We start from the raw sequence: 14,963 nt of genomic DNA, 5'->3' as shown, positions 1-14,963 counted from the left end.
TTTGACCTTCTGAGCTGTTTGCTCAGCGGGTAGAGACGATGCTAGGGGTTTAGCTTTCCCTCAAATAGCCGGCAACTGGACAAACACTGTTGCCGGATTTCGCATGAATAAAGCCGTTAGGTCCGCTCCAGCTGACTCAGCAACCACTCGCTAAAGCTTTGCGCATTGTTTTCACTGTCGCGGTGAGTCAGCAGCGCCCAGTTCGGCCCGCGGATGTTTTGCTCTACCAAGGGTTGCAACAAGCCGTTGGCCCGAGCCTGACGACTCAACAACTCGCTGACCAGGGCGATACCGAGCCCCGCGCACGCGGCGTCCAGCAGCAGGCCGGGATCGGAGAAATTCAGCCCCTGATCGCGCTGTCCGACATCAACGCCAGCCTCGACCGCCCAATGACTCCAATCCATTTCCCGCTCGCCGTGCAAGGTGGTGCGCTGTTCGGTAGGCAGCGCCAACACGCTCGGATGGCATGCCGGGTAGAGGCGGTCGGCGTGCAGCACTTTGAAGCTGCACTCGGCCTGGGAGCTGATGTCATCGCGCACCGCAACGTCGATGGTCTGGGTGGTCATGTCCGGGATTTCATCGGTGCTGTAAATCCACAGATCAACCTCCGGATGCTGGCGGCGAAAATCCCCCAGCCGTGGAAGCAGCCAGTGACGGGCGAACGCTGGCGTGGTGTTGAGCACCAGTTGATTGGGCTTCTGGTATTGCCCGAGGCGGCGAATGCCGACGGCCAGTTGTTGCAGCAGCGCCTGGGTGGTGCTGAGCAAATCGTGCCCGGCATCGGTCAGGCTGACGCTGCGGCCACTGCGGAAAAACAACGGCTGATCGAGGTAAGCCTCAAGGCTGCGGATCTGCTGGCTGATCGCCGATTGGGTCAGGTTCAGCTCGGCGGCAGCCTTGTGAAAACTGCCCAGTCGAGCGGCGGCTTCAAAGCCGCGAAGGGTGCTGAGCGGGGGCCAGTGCTTGAGCATATTGATAAGTTCCTCTAATCAGTTTTCCACTAAATCCATCGTTTGTTTGCCTGTTTTTACAGCCGTAGCATGCATGGCAAGTCTTTCAAGACAGTTTTCATTGAACACAATGTCTTAACTAAAAGGTACTGGTCATGCAGCGGGACGACAATAAAAACAGTGGTTGGATGATGCCCGCAGAGTGGGTCAAGCACGCCGCGACCTGGATGGTGTGGCCACACAATCAGGCGCTTTGGGAGTCCGGTTGGCGTGTCACCTTGGCGCAGGTGCAAGAGGATTTCGCCGGGGTGGCCAACGCGATCGCCCGTTTCGAACCGGTGAAAATGGTCGTTGATCCGTCGGCGGTCGCCAGTGCCAAAGCACTGTGCGGCCGCAACATCGAATTGATCCCGTTGGCGGTGAACGACAGCTGGTTTCGCGACTCCGGCCCGAGCTTCGTCTGCCATCCGCAACAAGGCCTGGCCGGTGTGAGCTGGCGCTTTAACGCGTGGGGCGGCAAGTCGGCCCACGACCTCGATGAAAGCCTGGCGCGCCGCGCACTCAATCACCTCGGCGTACCGTGCTTTGGTACGCCACTGAGTAATGAAGGCGGGGCGATTCATGTCGACGGTGAAGGTACGTTGATCACCACTGAATCGGTGTTGCTCAACGCCAATCGCAACCCGGACACGAGCAAGGCTGAGATGGAAGAAATCTTCAGCCGTCTGCTGGGCGTGAAGAAAACCATCTGGCTGCCGGGCGATCCGGACTACGTGACCGGCGACATGACCGACGGCCATGTCGATGGCGTCTGCGCCTTCGCCCGCCCTGGTGTGTTGCTAGTCGACGCCACCCACGACAAACAGTCGGTGTACGCCGAAGTGGCCCGCGAAAACCGTCGTGCGCTGGAACTGGCCACCGATGCCCAAGGCCGCAAGTTCGAGCTGATCGAGTTGTTTGAGGCCACCGACGCCGTGGACACCGAAGCCGAAGTGTTCTGCGCCTCCTACACCAACTTCTACATCGCCAACGGCGCGATCATCATGCCGGCCTATGGCATCGACGCCGACCACGCGGCGGCCAAAGTACTGGCTCAGGCATTCCCGGAGCGCGAAGTGGTGCCGGTGCGAATCAATCACCTGGCCCATGGCGGTGGCGGGGTGCATTGCATCACCCAGCAACAGCCCGTCTGGCCAGTGGAGGGTTGAAGCCATGACCTTGTTGACGATTGCCACCACCCAGATGCCGTGCACCTGGGACTTGCCACATAACCTCGATCAGGCTGAACAGTTAGTGCGTGAGGCGGCTGCGAAGGGTGCGCAGGTCATCCTGTTGCAGGAGCTGTTTGCCACGCCGTATTTCTGCATCGAGCAAAACCACAAACACCTGGCGCTCGCCGAAGAATATCGCGACAGCCACGTACTCAAGCGCTTCGCCGCATTGGCCAAGGAGTTGGGTGTGGTGCTGCCGCTGAGCTGGTTCGAAAAGGCCGGCAATGCCTACTTTAATTCCTTGAGCGTGGCCGATGCCGATGGGCGTCTGCTGGGTGTGTATCGCAAGACCCACATCCCCAACGCCATCGGTTATCAGGAAAAGGAATACTTCAGCCCCGGCGATACCGGCTTTCGGGTCTGGGACACGGCGTTCGGGCGCCTCGGGGTGGGGATTTGCTGGGACCAGTGGTTCCCCGAAACCGCGCGCTGCCTGGCGTTGATGGGCGCCGAAGTGTTGCTGTTTCCCACCGCCATCGGCTCTGAACCGGGCTGCGCAACCCTGGATTCCCGTGACCACTGGCAGATGACCATGCGCGGTCATGCGGCGGCGAACATCCTGCCGGTGGTGGCGGCCAATCGTGTCGGCCGAGAAGTGGCGACCACCGATCCGGCCTTGCAGATGAGCTTCTACGGCTCCTCATTTATCTGCAATCACAAAGGCAAATTGCTCGCCGAGACCGATCGTGACAGCAGCGGTGTGCTGGTCCACAGCCTGGACTTGTCCGCCATGCGCGAAGAACGCCTGAGCTGGGGCATCTATCGCGACCGTCGCCCGGACATGTACGGCGCGCTGCTGAGTCAGGACGGTCGTCACCTCCATTCACGCTGGGCTACTCAAGGGGTTTGAACATGCGTATTGCCAACCAACTGTTGCTCGCTGCCCTGACACTGGCGTGCGCCGCGCCGTCGCTGCACGCCGAAGAGAAAACCCTGCGGCTGTACAACTGGGCCGATTATTTTGCCGAAGACACGTTGAGTAAATTCACCGCCGAAACCGGGATCAAGGTGATCTACGACGTCATGGATGGCAGCGAAACACTGGAAGCGAAAATGCTCGCCGGCGGCAGTGGTTACGACCTGATTTTCCCCGGCGACACCGTGGCCGAACGCTTGATGCGCGCCCACAGTCTGCTGCCGCTGGATCAATCAAAACTCAGTGCGGTCGGCGATATCGAGCCCGGTTTGCAGAAGCTGCGCTCCCATTACGAATTCTCGAGAAAAGCCACCGTGCCCTACACCTGGGGCACCATCGGCCTGACCTACAACGCCGAGCAGTTCAAACAGCGCGCGCCGGATGCGCCGGTCAACAGCCTGGACATGTTGTTCAAGCCGGAACTGGCCGCCAAATTCGCCGATTGCGGTATCTCGATGATCGACTCGCCGGACGAAGTGCTGGCGGTGGTGCTCAACTACCTCGGCCGCGAGCCGCGCAGTGCCAAGCCTGAAGACCTGGCGGCGGCGAGTGAGCTGTTAATGAAACTGCGGCCGTACATTCGCAAGTTCCAGTCGCAACCGGTGACCGACCTGGTCAACGGCAACCTGTGCCTGTCCCTCGGCTACAGCGGCGACATGACCCAGGCGCAACGCACCTCGGACAGCGCCGGCAAGAAGACCTCGTTCCAGTACCGCGTTCCCCGGGAAGGCACCACGGTGTGGATGGACACCATGGCGATTCCGGTCGACGCCCAACATCCGGATTACGCCTACGCGTTCATCAACTTCGTCATGCGCCCGCAGAACATGGCCGCCATCAGTAACTTCACCGGCTATCCCACTTCCAATGCCAAGGCTCGTCCAGACGTTGACGCGACGATGCGCAACAACCCGGATATTTACCTCGACGAGACGACCTATGCACGGCTGATTCCGGGCAAGGACATTCCCCAGTCGGATATGCGGGCGCGGATGCGGACGTGGACCAAATTCAAGACAGCCACAGCAAAATGATCAGGGAGCCATCCATGTCAACGCGTCGGGATTTCATCAAACAGGTATCGGTTGTTGCCGGTGTGGGCATCGCCGCTTCCTTGGGGCTGACACGCGCGCATGCGGCTGCCGCTCATAGCTGGCACATGCCGGACGAGGGTGAAAAACACCTGCGGGCCTTCATCGCGTTTGGCGCGCAGGAGGCGATCTGGGCTGACTTCACCCCTGATGTGCAAGCCGCCCTGGGCTTGATCGCGCGCACCATCGCCCGCTTTGAACCGGTGACGGTGTTCTGCCGTCAGCATGAGCGTGAGTTGGCCGAGAAACAGTGCGGTACCAGCAATGTCACCTTCGTCATCAGCGAACTCGACGATATCTGGATGCGCGATATCGGCGCCAACTTTGTCATCGATGGAAAGGGCAGATCGGGTGCCGTGGATTTCAACTTCAACGGCTGGGGCAACAAACAGCAGCACGGCAAGGATGCGCAGTTGGCCGCTCGGGTGGCGAGTAACGCGCAGGCCGAGTATCTGCGCAGCGAATTGGTGGGCGAGGGCGGCGCTATCGAAGTGGATGGTCACGGCACCGGGATCATGACCGAAAGCAGCTGGATCAACCGCAACCGCAACCCCGACTGGAGCAAGGCCGAAGTCGAAGAGGAACTGAAAGCCCGTCTGGGCCTGCGCAAAATCATCTGGCTGCCGGGCATCAAGGGCAAGGACATCACCGATGCTCACGTGGATTTCTACGCACGTTTCGTCACGCCAGGCGTGGTGATCGCCACTCTCGACAACGACCCTGCGTCATTCGATTACAAGGTCACCCGCGCTCATCTGCAGATTCTTAAAAACGCCACGGATGCCGATGGGCGCAAGTTACAGGTGCATACCGTGTCGCCACCGCTCAAGCCGCGCAAGAGCAAATTCAACCGCGATAACCCGGACTTTGCGGCCGGCTACATCAACTACTTCGTGATCAATGGGGCGGTTATTGCACCCGAGTTTGGTGATAGGGCGGCGGACACCAAGGCTTTTAAGTTGTTGTCCGGACTCTACCCGGACCGTGAAGTGGTGCAGCTTAATATCGACGCGATCAGCGCCGGGGGAGGCGGTATTCACTGTGTCACCAGCCACCAACCATCGGTTTAATGGCAACTGGCTGTTTTAAAACAAATTTATATGCCCTGGGGGACTTCCCATACGCCGCGAAAGTTGATAAATTTCCGCGCGTTCTTGCAGGGGCGTCGCCAAGCGGTAAGGCAGCAGGTTTTGATCCTGCCATGCGTTGGTTCAAATCCAGCCGCCCCTGCCATATTCCCTAAAAAGGGGACAGATCTATTTTCTGGAAAATAGATCTGTCCCCTTTTTTTGTCCCCTTTTTTGGGGCCGTCGCGTGACCATCGGTTCGATCAATAGTGACAATTAACAAACGCAAGTTCTGCTTCGCCGGGTAAACGTCGAGAATCGCCTCCATCGAAGACGCTGCTCCAGGAACATGTGCGATGAAGACATTGATCCAACTGGCGGTTGTTCCGTTGCTGCTGGCCGGTTGTGCCTCGGCGCCTAACGACCCGACGTTGACCCTGCAGACCAAAAAGACGCCTGCCCAGTACGCTGATTGCATCGTGCCGAAGCTACAGGGCAGCGCACTGGCCCCGACGGTCTCGCAAACCCAGCGCAGCTACCGGATCGTGGTGCCGAGCAAAGTCACGGCGGACAACGTGCTGGAAGCCTACAAGGCCCCGAACGGCGGCAAAGTGTTTGTGTATGAGCGCCAATTGTTGGCGTCGAGCTTCATGCCTTCCACTTTCGAGCGTGCCGCGCAGGAGTGCCTGTAACACATCAGCGATTTTCAACGATGCTCCTTTGGTTGGCCGCAACCAACCAATTTTTTGCCCCGCGCCTCATTAGGTCGCGGGGTTTTTTTTTGCTTATTGCGGTCTGAACCTCGCCGCATCTCGCCCCGGTGGCATCCCGAACAGGCGCGCATATTCACGGCTGAACTGTGAGGCGCTTTCATAGCCCACGGTGAATGCGATGGAAGCGGCATCGCGAGGATCGAACAACAGCAACCAGCGCGCCCTGAGCAGGCGCAGTCGCTTCTGGTACTGAATGGGCGCCATGCCGGTGATGGATTTGAAGTGACGATAGAACGCCGAAACGCTCATATCGGCCATCGCCGCGAGTGGCTCCGCACGAAAGGGCTCGGTGAAGTGCTCGCGGATCCATAGGGTGGCGCGCCGGATCTGCGCCAGTCGGCCATCCGGTCGCGCGATTTCACGCAGCATCTCCCCGAACGGCCCTTGCAAGACTCGAAACAAAATCTCTCGTTCGATCATCGGCGCCAACACCGCGGCTTCGTTTGGCCGATCCATCAGCCGCATCATGCGCAACCACGCGTCGATCATTTCAGCCGGTGCCGTCACCGCAGCAAAGCAACGGCTGGTGGGCTGCTCGGCCGTTTTCACCTCATTTACCAGCAATGAGGCAATCACATTGGGGTCCAGAGTCAGGCTGGTTGCAAGGTAGGGCTCACCGGGTCCGCCGGGGTGAATCTCGCCAGTGGCGGGTACGTCCACGGGCACGAGGAAATAGCTGATCGGCAAGTACTCCGACACCTGATCTCCGATCGACAACGTCTTTGAACCTTGCAGCACCAGGTGAAGCATCGGCTGATAAACCTGATTCGCACACGCTTCGGCCCGGACCATTGCCACACGCGTTAACCCGGTTTCCGTCCACTTGTTTTCCGCGCGCATCACGATGCTACGCAGCTCATTCATTGCTTCATTCATGTGACCGACCCTGGCGCAGGTCCAAGAGCAAAGCAAGACGCCTGAGAAGAATAGGCAAGTATGGGGGAGGAACCGGCCACTGATCACAGCTGATAACTGCCGCCACGACAAAAGCACAAACAGGCAGGATTCGAGTAGAAACGGCGGCGCTCGCTGCGACGGCGAGGGATACCGTGGTGACTGACTTGAACGAGCGGCGGGCACATGACTAAGTTGATGATCTACGGGGCGACGGGCTATACCGGGCGCATGGCGGCCGAGCAGGCCAGGGCGCTGGGACTGGACCTTGTCATCGCCGGGCGCAATGCCGAAAAACTGGTGGCTCTCGCGGCGCAACTGGATGTTCCTTACCGAGTGTTCAGCGCTGATGCCCCGGCAGACCTCGCCGACATTGGCGTGCTGCTCAACTTCGCCGGGCCGTTCGCGCAAACGGCGGGCCCCTTGATGAATGCCTGTATCACGGCGGGCGTCGATTATCTGGACATCACGGCCGAGATCAATGTCTATCGGCTGGCGGAACGGCTGGGCGCCCAGGCTATCGAGGCGGGTGTCATGCTGCTGCCCGGGGTCGGTTGGGATGTGGTGCCGACAGACTGCCTGGCGCTGCATGTCGCGCGCCGGGTGCAGAATCCGCAGTCGCTGAGGGTGGCCCTGCAAGTCGCCGGTTCGATGTCACGGGGATCGGCCATGAGTGTCGGCGAGATCATCGGTGCGGGCCTCTTGGCGCGGGTTGACGGCCAACTGGTCGCAACGCCGCAGGCGCAGCCGCAACCCTTCGATTTTGGTGAGGGGCCGGCATTGTGTGCGCCACTGTCGTTCGGTGACCTGGTCACTGGCTGGCACTCCACCGGCATTCCCAATATCGCCATGTTCGTGCACATCACCGGCGATGCTTTCCCCGAAGGCGATCTGTCTCAACTGCCCGACGGCCCCAGTTTTCAGCAACGAGAAGCCCATCGCGCCCGCGCCGTGGCTGAAGTCACCGGGGCGGACGGCACGGTTACCCGCTCAGTGATCGAGACCGTCAACGGCTATAGCTACACGCCTTTGGCTGCCGTGGAAGCAGCGCGTCGGGTATTGGGCGGTGAACGGCGAGCCGGTTTTGAAACGCCTGGACGAGTGTTTGGGGTGGGGTTTGCCGAAACAATTGCCGGGACGACCATCACCGATTTATAAGGCGTTATTCGGATGCTGGAGGATCGTGCGTGCCGCTTTCAGCGTCGCGCAGACAGTTGTTGCGGCGCTAAAAACGCATCGTGGAAGTAATTACGAAACGCCTGCATCGCCGGGCTGAACTCGCGCTCGCGATGCCACGCCAGACCAACGCTCATGGGCGTCACTTTATCGGTGACGGTGAGGGTCTCGATGCGTTTGCCTTCCAGCGACCAAGGACGGTGCACCAGGTCCGAGAGGATCGCCACACCGCTGCCATTGGCTACCATGCTGCGCACCGCTTCAACTGAACTGGTGCGCACCCGCACGTTGGGCTGCTGGCGTGCATGCTCCCAGTAACGCATGGCGCTTTGTTCGGCTTCGTCGACGGTCAGCAGGATGTAGGGTTCTTTCGCCACGTCGGCGAGGCTGACCGCCGAACGTTCGCACAGCGGATGATGGCTGGGCAGCCACAGCCGGCGTTCGGAATTGAAGAGAATTTCCGAGACGATGTCCGGGTGCGTGAGGTTCGCGGTCAGCACCACGGCCATGTCGAATCGACCTTCCAGCAGGCCTTCTTCGATGGCCGTCCGTTCCTGTTCGTGGACTTCGATGGCCACGTCCGGGTGCCAATGTTCCAGCCGTTGCAAATGGTGCGGCAGGAAGTAGCCGATCACCGTGTAACTCGCCGCCAGACGCAGCAGGCCACTGGCGCGAATGTCGGGCAACGGGCTGTTCATCGCGTCATCGACGCTGCGCAAAATCACATACGCCCGATTCAGAAAATGCCGCCCGGCATCGGTCAGGCTCATGCCCTGGGCCGAGCGTTGGAACAACAGCGTACCGAGCATGCCCTCCAGTTCCTTGATCGCCGTGGTCACCGCCGACTGGGAAATATTCAGATGAATCGCTGCCTGGGAGATTTGCCCGATCTCGGCGGTGGCGACGAAATAGCGGACTTGGCGCAGGGTCAGTGACATGGGCACTCCAGATGACGAGGTATCTGTTTTTCAGAAGATGGCCTATCTGATAATAGATCTTCCCAAGGGGTAAGCAGAAATCTAACTTGGCTTGCATGAAGTCACAAGCGTCAGGAGCAAGCGTCATGCAAGCAGTAGATTTCAACTCGGACATGGGCGAAGGCTTCGGCCCATGGACCATCGGCGATGGCGTCGACAACGAACTGATGGGCTTCATCAGTTCGGCCAATATCGCCACCGGCTTTCATGCCGGCGACCCCAGCACCATGCGCCGCACCATCGAGCAGGCCAAGCGCCTGGGCGTGGCCATCGGCGCGCATCCGGGGTTTCGCGATCTGGTCGGTTTCGGCCGTCGGCACATCAATGCGCCGGCCCAGGAACTGGTCGACGACATGCTCTATCAGTTGGGCGCCCTGCGTGAACTCGCCCGGGTTCAAGGCGTGGCCCTGCAACACATCAAGCCCCATGGCGCGCTCTATATGCACCTGGCCCGAGACGAGGAGGCCGCCCGTTTGCTGGTGGAAAACCTCCAGCGCCTGGAGCCAGAGTTGCTGCTGTATTGCATGCCCGATTCAGTGATCTGGCGGGTCGCCAAAGAACTCGGCCAACCGGTGATCCGCGAGTTCTACGCCGACCGCGAATACGACCTCACGGGCTCCATCGTCTTCACCCGCAACGTCCGTGCCTACGATCCGGCGCAGGTCGCCGCGCGAGTGCTGCGCGCGTGTCAGCAAGGCGTGGTGCGGACGGTCGAGGGTGAAGACCTTGCGATCGAATTCGATTCCATCTGTTTACACAGCGATACCCCGGGCGCTTTGGCGTTGGTCGAAGCCACACGCAGTGCGCTCGACAGCGCCGGAATCAAGGTTCGCGCACCGCGTTAAATCAGGACGAAACACCTGGCACACAGACGCCAGGGTTTGCACACCGATTCATTTTTGCCTGCCTTTCTACAACTATTCCAAGAGGAACAGACATGGCCGAACACACTGTAATCACTCCATTGCCCGGGACCTTCTACCGCAAAGCCACCCCCGAATCAGCGAATTTCGTCGAGGTGGGCGCGCAGGTCAGTGCCGACACGGTGATTGGCCTGATTGAGGTCATGAAGCAGTTTTCCGAACTGACCGCCGGGACGGCCGGTCGACTTAGCGCATTCCTGGTAGAAGACGGCGATCCGGTGGAACCGGGTCAGGTCGTCGCAACACTCGACGACGAGTGAGGGCGCGATCATGACTCAAGGCATTCGTAAATTATTGATCGCCAACCGTGGCGAGATCGCCGTGCGGATTATCCGCGCTGCCAAAGCGCTGGGGATTCCCACCGTTGCGGCGTGCAGCGAGGCAGACGTCGATTCCCAGGCCGCACGCATGGCCGACGAAGTCCACGTCCTCGGCCCGGCCCGCGCGGATAAAAGTTACCTGAACGTCGAGGCATTGCTCGGCGCCTTGAAAGCCACCGGCGCCAATGCGGTACACCCCGGTTATGGCTTTCTCTCGGAGAACGCCGATTTTGCCGAAGCGGTCCTCGTTGCCGGGGCGATTTTCGTCGGCCCGAGCCCGGAGACGATCCGGCGCATGGGCGACAAAGCCGAGGCCCGGCGCACCGCGCAAGAGGCCGGCGTACCGGTGGTGCCGGGTTCTCCCGGTGAACTGTTCGACGTCGAATCGGCGCTCAAGGCAGCCGAAGCCGTTGGTTTCCCCCTGTTGATCAAAGCCTCGGCCGGTGGCGGCGGGCGCGGTATTCGTCTCGCCGAAAACGCCCAGCAACTGACTGAAGAATTTCCCCGCTCCCAGCGCGAAGCCCAAGCGGCGTTCGGCAATGGTGCGGTGTATCTGGAGCGGTTTATCAGCAAGGCCCGGCATATTGAAGTGCAGGTCTTGGGTGACGGTCAGCACGCCGTGCACCTGTTCGAACGCGAGTGCTCGCTGCAACGTCGGCGGCAGAAAATCTTTGAAGAAGCGCCATCGCCGGTACTCAGCCAGCAGCAACGGGAAACCCTTTGCGCCAGCGCCGTGCGCCTGACCGAATCCCTCGGCTATAAGGGCGCCGGGACTTTGGAGTACCTGTACGACGACGCCACCGGCGAGTTCTTCTTTATCGAAATGAACACGCGGATTCAGGTGGAGCACCCGGTCAGCGAACTGATCACCGGCATCGATCTGGTCCAGGCCATGTTGCGCATTGCCGGTGGTGAACCGCTGGGCTTCAAGCAAAGTGACATCCGGCTCAACGGCGCCGCCCTGCAAATGCGCCTGAACGCCGAAGACCCGGCGCGGGACTTCTTTCCCAGCCCAGGACTGGTCGAGGAACTGATCTGGCCGCAGGGTGAAGGCATCCGCGTCGATACTCATCTGTATCAAGGCTACCGAGTGCCGCCGTACTATGACTCGCTGTTGGCCAAGCTGATCGTGCACGGTGCTGATCGCGCCGAAGCCCTGGCCCGTGCGCGGGTTGCGGTCAGGCGGACCACGCTCACCGGCATGGCCAGCACCTTGGCGTTACACGGCGAACTGTTGGAACAACCGTGGCTGCACAGCGCCGACTTCCACACAGGCACCCTCGAAACCTGGCTGGCCGAGCGCCGCAGCGGAGGTGAAGCATGAGCACTCCCATCCGCTACAGCTTTGGCGCCGATGAGCATTTGTTTGCCGAAGTCAGCGACAGCATGTCCCTGGACGCGTTCTTCAAAGGTCTGGCCGTCACCCGCGCCGTAGAGCGGCTGGCACTGGATGGCGTGCTCGATATCTGCCTGGCCAATGCCTCGTTCCAGATTCGTTTTGACCCGGATCGCATCGCCCCTCATACCTTGCTCGAAGCGGTAAAAATCGCTGAGGCCGGGGCCGTCGCCGAGCGCACGTTGCAGACGCGGATCATCGAGATTCCGGTGCTCTACAACGACCCCTGGACCCATGAAACTCTGATGCGTTTTCGCGACCGACATCAGGACCCGAGCGCCACAGACCTGGAATACGCCGCGCGGATCAACGGCCTGGCGGACGTCGAGGCGTTCATCGCCGCCCACAGTGGTGCGCCGTGGTTTGTCTCGATGGTCGGCTTCGTCGCGGGGCTGCCATTCATGTTCCAGATGGTCGAGCGCGAGCGGCAGTTGCAAGTGCCCAAATACCTGCGACCGCGCACCGACACGCCGAAATTGACCCTCGGCCACGGCGGTTGCTTCGGCTGCATCTACTCGGTACGCGGTGCCGGCGGTTATCAGATGTTTGGCGTCACGCCGGCACCGATCTACGACCCGCAACAGAACCTGGCGTACCTGAAAGAGCACATGGTGTTTTTCCGTCCGGGTGACATCGTGCAGTTCAAACCGATGGACCGTGAGGCCTATGACCACGCGGTGGCCGAAGTGGAAGCCGGTTGCTTCGATCTGCGGATTCGGCCGGTGGAGTTTTCGCTGGATGCGTTTCTGGCCGATCCCGTCGGCTATCCCAAGTCGCTGCAGGAGGTGTTGGCATGATCAAGGTCCTCAAACCCGGTCTCGCCACTTCGGTGCAGGACTTGGGTCGCGAAGGGTATTACCACCTGGGCATCCCGCCCTCCGGCGCGCTCGATCAATACGCCTTGAGCGCGGCCAATCAACTGGTCGGCAACCCGGCGGGAGCGGCGGCATTGGAATGCACGTTGCTGGGGCCGGAGTTGGAGTTTCAGCAAGACGCATTGGTGGCCGTGTCCGGTGCGCACATGACGCCACGGGTCGATGGCGTGGAAATGCACCACGACACGGCATTCGCGGTGAAGGCCGGGCAAGTGCTGCGCTTTGACTTTCCCAAGGCTGGCGCCCGTGCCTATTTGGCCGTGGCCGGTGGCATCGATGTGCCGGTAGTGCTCGGCAGTCGTTCCACCTATGCCCTCGGCGCACTCGGTGGTTTTCAAGGGCGGCGTCTGATCGCGGGCGACGAATTGCCGGTGGGCATTGCCAGCGGCAAGAGCCGCGTCGGGGCCAGTTTGCCGATGGCGTTGCGGCAATCCTTGGGTGGCGAAATCACCCTGCGGGTGGTGCCAGGCCTGTACTACCACCGCTTGACCGAGTCCGCCGCTCGCAGTTTCTTTGCCGAACCATGGACCGTTGGCTCGGAAGCAGACCGCATCGGCTATCGCTTCAAGGGCGGCAGCGCGCTGAGCTTTCAGCCCCGCGAGCAGCCGTTCGGCGCCGGTTCCGATCCGTCGAACATCGTCGACAGCTGCTACCCGATTGGCTCGATCCAGGTCCCGGCCGGGCTCGAACCGATCGTGCTGCACCGCGACGCCGTGTCCGGCGGTGGCTACGCGATGATCGGCACGGTGATCAGTGCCGACCTCGACTTGATCGGCCAGATGCAACCCAACCAGAAGGCCCGCTTTGTCGCGGTGACCCTCGAAGAGGCGCTGGAAGCGCGACGTTCCTATAAGAAAAAACTCAGCTGCCTGAGCAAGCTGTTCCCTTCCTGATTCTGCCCGCCGCACAGCGCGGGTCATGCCAAACGGTAAGCCAACGCCGCATTTCGGTGCGGTGGCGGCTGCCCGCGCTTCAACCTTTGACTGGTTCTGGAGTTCACGCATATGGCTGCTTTATCGCAATCGAGTCAAACCGGGCAAGACCCGGCCAATCAACCCGTCCCCGCCGAAGCCCGCATGGGGCGACTGTCCCTGACCATGGCCTGGTGGGCGGTGTGCAGCGCGATGTTCTACATCGTGGTCGGCGCGTCACTGGCGTTGTCCTATGGCGCGCGCAACGCACTGATCGGCATGGTCCTGTCGGTGATCAGTTACGGCTTGGTCAACAGCGTGCTCAGTCGCTTCGCCATTCGCAGCGGTTTGTCGGTGGCGTTGTTTTCACGGCTGCTATTCGGCAGTACCGGGGCGTGCCTGGCGACCTTGATCTTCTTTTCCACGGCGATCTATTACGCGGTGTTCGAGGGTTCGGTGATCGCCGTCGCGCTCAATCACCTGTACCCGGAACTGGTCTACCCGCTGGCCGCCTTGGCGGTGGTGCTCTACAGCGTGCCGATGATTCTGGGCAGCGTGCAGCACTGGCTGGACAAGCTCAACGGCGTGTTGCTGCCGGTGTATCTGGGCGGCCTGCTGGTGGCGGTGGGGCTGTCGATCAGTCGGTATGGCTACCAGCCGCAATGGCTGGATTTCGGTCCGGCCACCCCCAGCGCCTTCGGCTGGTGGGACTGCTTCGTCGCCTACATGGGCGTCTGGGTGCTGATGCTGTTCACCTTCGACTATGCGCGTTTCGGCAAGCCAGAAGACGCCGAGTATCACGGTCGCTGGAACTTCGGCATGCCGTTCTACGCGGTGACCTTCCTGCTCAACGGCGCAGCGGGCATCTACCTGGTCAGCAGCATTCCCCACGAAGGTGCGCTGAACGAAGTCTCGGTGGTGATGGCGATTCTGCAACTGATGGGCCTGTGGGGATTGTTGTTTGTCTGGGCCACGCAAACCCGGATCAACACCGCCAATTACTATTTGGCGACTCTCAATATGCAGGCGTTTTTTGCGCGGTTTGGCATTCGCGGTTCTTACCTAATGTGGGCGCTGACGGTCGGGGTAATCGTGTACGGCCTGATGCTTGCCGATGTGTTTGCGTACATCCTCAAGGCGTTGGCTTATCAGGGGATTTTCGTGGTGGCCTGGGTGGGTGTGGCGTTGGCGCAGATTTTCTATGGGCGTAGTGACGTGGCGGCGCTTGAGCGGGTGAGCGCGTTTAACCCGGTGGGATTGACAGCCTGGTTTGGCGCTACGGCATTGGGGCTTGCGCTGATGTTTTCTGGTGGTGGATTGGGGAGTTTTTCTGCGCCTTCTACGGTGGTTGCGGCGTTTGCGTTGCAGGTGGGGTTGTCTCATCGGAGCCGGTTGCGGTTGCCGCTGGCGGAGTAGGGGAGCG

Annotated in this window: 15 protein-coding genes and 1 tRNA gene; 13 read left to right on the top strand and 3 right to left on the bottom strand. The window is 60.7% G+C overall.

Annotation, left to right across the window (positions count from 1 at the left end):
* Positions 1–116 precede the first annotated feature (116 nt).
* Complete coding sequence (locus ACA071_RS19565; RefSeq protein ID WP_497640681.1) at positions 117–971, bottom strand: LysR family transcriptional regulator; 855 nt, start codon at positions 969–971, stop codon at positions 117–119.
* A gap of 134 nt (positions 972–1,105) precedes the next feature.
* On the opposite strand from ACA071_RS19565, the gene ACA071_RS19560 reads away from it, so the two are divergent.
* From ACA071_RS19560 to ACA071_RS19535, 6 genes are all read left to right on the top strand, one after another.
* Entirely contained in the window at positions 1,106–2,158 is a 1,053-nt protein-coding gene (locus ACA071_RS19560; RefSeq protein WP_497640680.1) for an agmatine deiminase family protein, read from the top strand.
* Positions 2,159–2,162: 4 nt separating this feature from the next.
* Complete coding sequence (gene aguB / locus ACA071_RS19555) at positions 2,163–3,071, top strand: N-carbamoylputrescine amidase (protein WP_497640679.1); 909 nt, start codon at positions 2,163–2,165, stop codon at positions 3,069–3,071.
* A 2-nt stretch (positions 3,072–3,073) separates the two neighbouring features.
* The gene (locus ACA071_RS19550) at positions 3,074–4,171 is read left to right on the top strand and encodes an extracellular solute-binding protein (RefSeq protein WP_497640678.1); all 1,098 of its coding nucleotides are present in this window, start codon (positions 3,074–3,076) and stop codon (positions 4,169–4,171) included.
* Positions 4,172–4,185: 14 nt separating this feature from the next.
* Positions 4,186–5,298, top strand: coding sequence for an agmatine deiminase family protein (locus ACA071_RS19545; RefSeq protein WP_497640677.1), 1,113 nt, complete (start codon positions 4,186–4,188; stop codon positions 5,296–5,298).
* Positions 5,299–5,386: 88 nt separating this feature from the next.
* Positions 5,387–5,461: transfer RNA gene (locus ACA071_RS19540), tRNA-Gln, on the top strand.
* A gap of 190 nt (positions 5,462–5,651) precedes the next feature.
* Positions 5,652–5,987, top strand: coding sequence for a hypothetical protein (locus tag ACA071_RS19535; RefSeq protein ID WP_497640676.1), 336 nt, complete (start codon positions 5,652–5,654; stop codon positions 5,985–5,987).
* A 93-nt stretch (positions 5,988–6,080) separates the two neighbouring features.
* Here the strand turns inward: ACA071_RS19535 and ACA071_RS19530 are convergent, their stop codons facing one another.
* A complete protein-coding gene (locus ACA071_RS19530; protein ID WP_497640675.1) occupies positions 6,081–6,944 on the bottom strand; it encodes an AraC family transcriptional regulator in 864 nt (287 codons plus the stop codon).
* A gap of 204 nt (positions 6,945–7,148) precedes the next feature.
* Here ACA071_RS19530 and ACA071_RS19525 point away from each other — a divergent pair, with 204 nt between their 5' ends.
* On the top strand, positions 7,149–8,120 hold the full coding sequence (locus ACA071_RS19525) for a saccharopine dehydrogenase family protein (RefSeq protein ID WP_497640674.1): 972 nt from the start codon (positions 7,149–7,151) through the stop codon (positions 8,118–8,120).
* Positions 8,121–8,158: 38 nt separating this feature from the next.
* On the opposite strand, the gene ACA071_RS19520 is transcribed toward ACA071_RS19525, so the two are convergent.
* Positions 8,159–9,076: a LysR family transcriptional regulator gene (locus tag ACA071_RS19520; protein ID WP_497640673.1), complete on the bottom strand. Its 918-nt coding sequence runs from the start codon at positions 9,074–9,076 to the stop codon at positions 8,159–8,161.
* A gap of 125 nt (positions 9,077–9,201) precedes the next feature.
* Between ACA071_RS19520 and ACA071_RS19515 the strand changes: the two genes are divergently transcribed.
* The 6 genes from ACA071_RS19515 to ACA071_RS19490 all read left to right on the top strand — a co-directional run bounded on the left by ACA071_RS19515 (position 9,202) and on the right by ACA071_RS19490 (position 14,956).
* Positions 9,202–9,960 carry a 5-oxoprolinase subunit PxpA gene (locus ACA071_RS19515; RefSeq protein WP_497640672.1) on the top strand — a complete coding sequence of 253 codons (759 nt, stop codon included), beginning with the start codon at positions 9,202–9,204 and terminating at the stop codon, positions 9,958–9,960.
* A 92-nt stretch (positions 9,961–10,052) separates the two neighbouring features.
* On the top strand, positions 10,053–10,298 hold the full coding sequence (locus ACA071_RS19510; RefSeq protein ID WP_095079351.1) for an acetyl-CoA carboxylase: 246 nt from the start codon (positions 10,053–10,055) through the stop codon (positions 10,296–10,298).
* Between the two features lie 10 nt (positions 10,299–10,308).
* Positions 10,309–11,682, top strand: coding sequence for an acetyl-CoA carboxylase biotin carboxylase subunit (locus ACA071_RS19505; protein ID WP_497640671.1), 1,374 nt, complete (start codon positions 10,309–10,311; stop codon positions 11,680–11,682).
* On the top strand, positions 11,679–12,551 hold the full coding sequence (locus ACA071_RS19500; protein WP_497640670.1) for a 5-oxoprolinase subunit B family protein: 873 nt from the start codon (positions 11,679–11,681) through the stop codon (positions 12,549–12,551). The genes ACA071_RS19505 and ACA071_RS19500 overlap by 4 nt, the downstream gene beginning before the upstream one ends.
* The gene (locus ACA071_RS19495; RefSeq protein WP_497640669.1) at positions 12,548–13,522 is read left to right on the top strand and encodes a 5-oxoprolinase subunit C family protein; all 975 of its coding nucleotides are present in this window, start codon (positions 12,548–12,550) and stop codon (positions 13,520–13,522) included. The genes ACA071_RS19500 and ACA071_RS19495 overlap by 4 nt, the downstream gene beginning before the upstream one ends.
* Positions 13,523–13,633: 111 nt before the next feature.
* A complete protein-coding gene (locus tag ACA071_RS19490) occupies positions 13,634–14,956 on the top strand; it encodes a purine-cytosine permease family protein (protein WP_497640668.1) in 1,323 nt (440 codons plus the stop codon).
* Positions 14,957–14,963 lie beyond the last annotated feature (7 nt).

Source organism: Pseudomonas sp. LBUM1646 (genome assembly GCF_059716165.1).
Note: the sequence above shows the minus strand (reverse complement) of the source record. Positions and strands in the feature narration are given on the sequence as shown.

Excerpts from the sequence above, each read along its gene's own strand:
- ACA071_RS19565 (WP_497640681.1), bottom strand. The coding sequence starts at position 971 with ATGCTCAAGCACTGGCCCCCGCTCAGCACCCTTCGCGGCTTTGAAGCC.
- ACA071_RS19560 (WP_497640680.1), top strand. The coding sequence starts at position 1,106 with ATGCAGCGGGACGACAATAAAAACAGTGGTTGGATGATGCCCGCAGAG.
- aguB (WP_497640679.1), top strand. The coding sequence starts at position 2,163 with ATGACCTTGTTGACGATTGCCACCACCCAGATGCCGTGCACCTGGGAC.
- ACA071_RS19550 (WP_497640678.1), top strand. The coding sequence starts at position 3,074 with ATGCGTATTGCCAACCAACTGTTGCTCGCTGCCCTGACACTGGCGTGC.
- ACA071_RS19545 (WP_497640677.1), top strand. The coding sequence starts at position 4,186 with ATGTCAACGCGTCGGGATTTCATCAAACAGGTATCGGTTGTTGCCGGT.
- ACA071_RS19535 (WP_497640676.1), top strand. The coding sequence starts at position 5,652 with ATGAAGACATTGATCCAACTGGCGGTTGTTCCGTTGCTGCTGGCCGGT.
- ACA071_RS19530 (WP_497640675.1), bottom strand. The coding sequence starts at position 6,944 with ATGAATGAAGCAATGAATGAGCTGCGTAGCATCGTGATGCGCGCGGAA.
- ACA071_RS19525 (WP_497640674.1), top strand. The coding sequence starts at position 7,149 with ATGACTAAGTTGATGATCTACGGGGCGACGGGCTATACCGGGCGCATG.
- ACA071_RS19520 (WP_497640673.1), bottom strand. The coding sequence starts at position 9,076 with ATGTCACTGACCCTGCGCCAAGTCCGCTATTTCGTCGCCACCGCCGAG.
- ACA071_RS19515 (WP_497640672.1), top strand. The coding sequence starts at position 9,202 with ATGCAAGCAGTAGATTTCAACTCGGACATGGGCGAAGGCTTCGGCCCA.
- ACA071_RS19510 (WP_095079351.1), top strand. The coding sequence starts at position 10,053 with ATGGCCGAACACACTGTAATCACTCCATTGCCCGGGACCTTCTACCGC.
- ACA071_RS19505 (WP_497640671.1), top strand. The coding sequence starts at position 10,309 with ATGACTCAAGGCATTCGTAAATTATTGATCGCCAACCGTGGCGAGATC.
- ACA071_RS19500 (WP_497640670.1), top strand. The coding sequence starts at position 11,679 with ATGAGCACTCCCATCCGCTACAGCTTTGGCGCCGATGAGCATTTGTTT.
- ACA071_RS19495 (WP_497640669.1), top strand. The coding sequence starts at position 12,548 with ATGATCAAGGTCCTCAAACCCGGTCTCGCCACTTCGGTGCAGGACTTG.
- ACA071_RS19490 (WP_497640668.1), top strand. The coding sequence starts at position 13,634 with ATGGCTGCTTTATCGCAATCGAGTCAAACCGGGCAAGACCCGGCCAAT.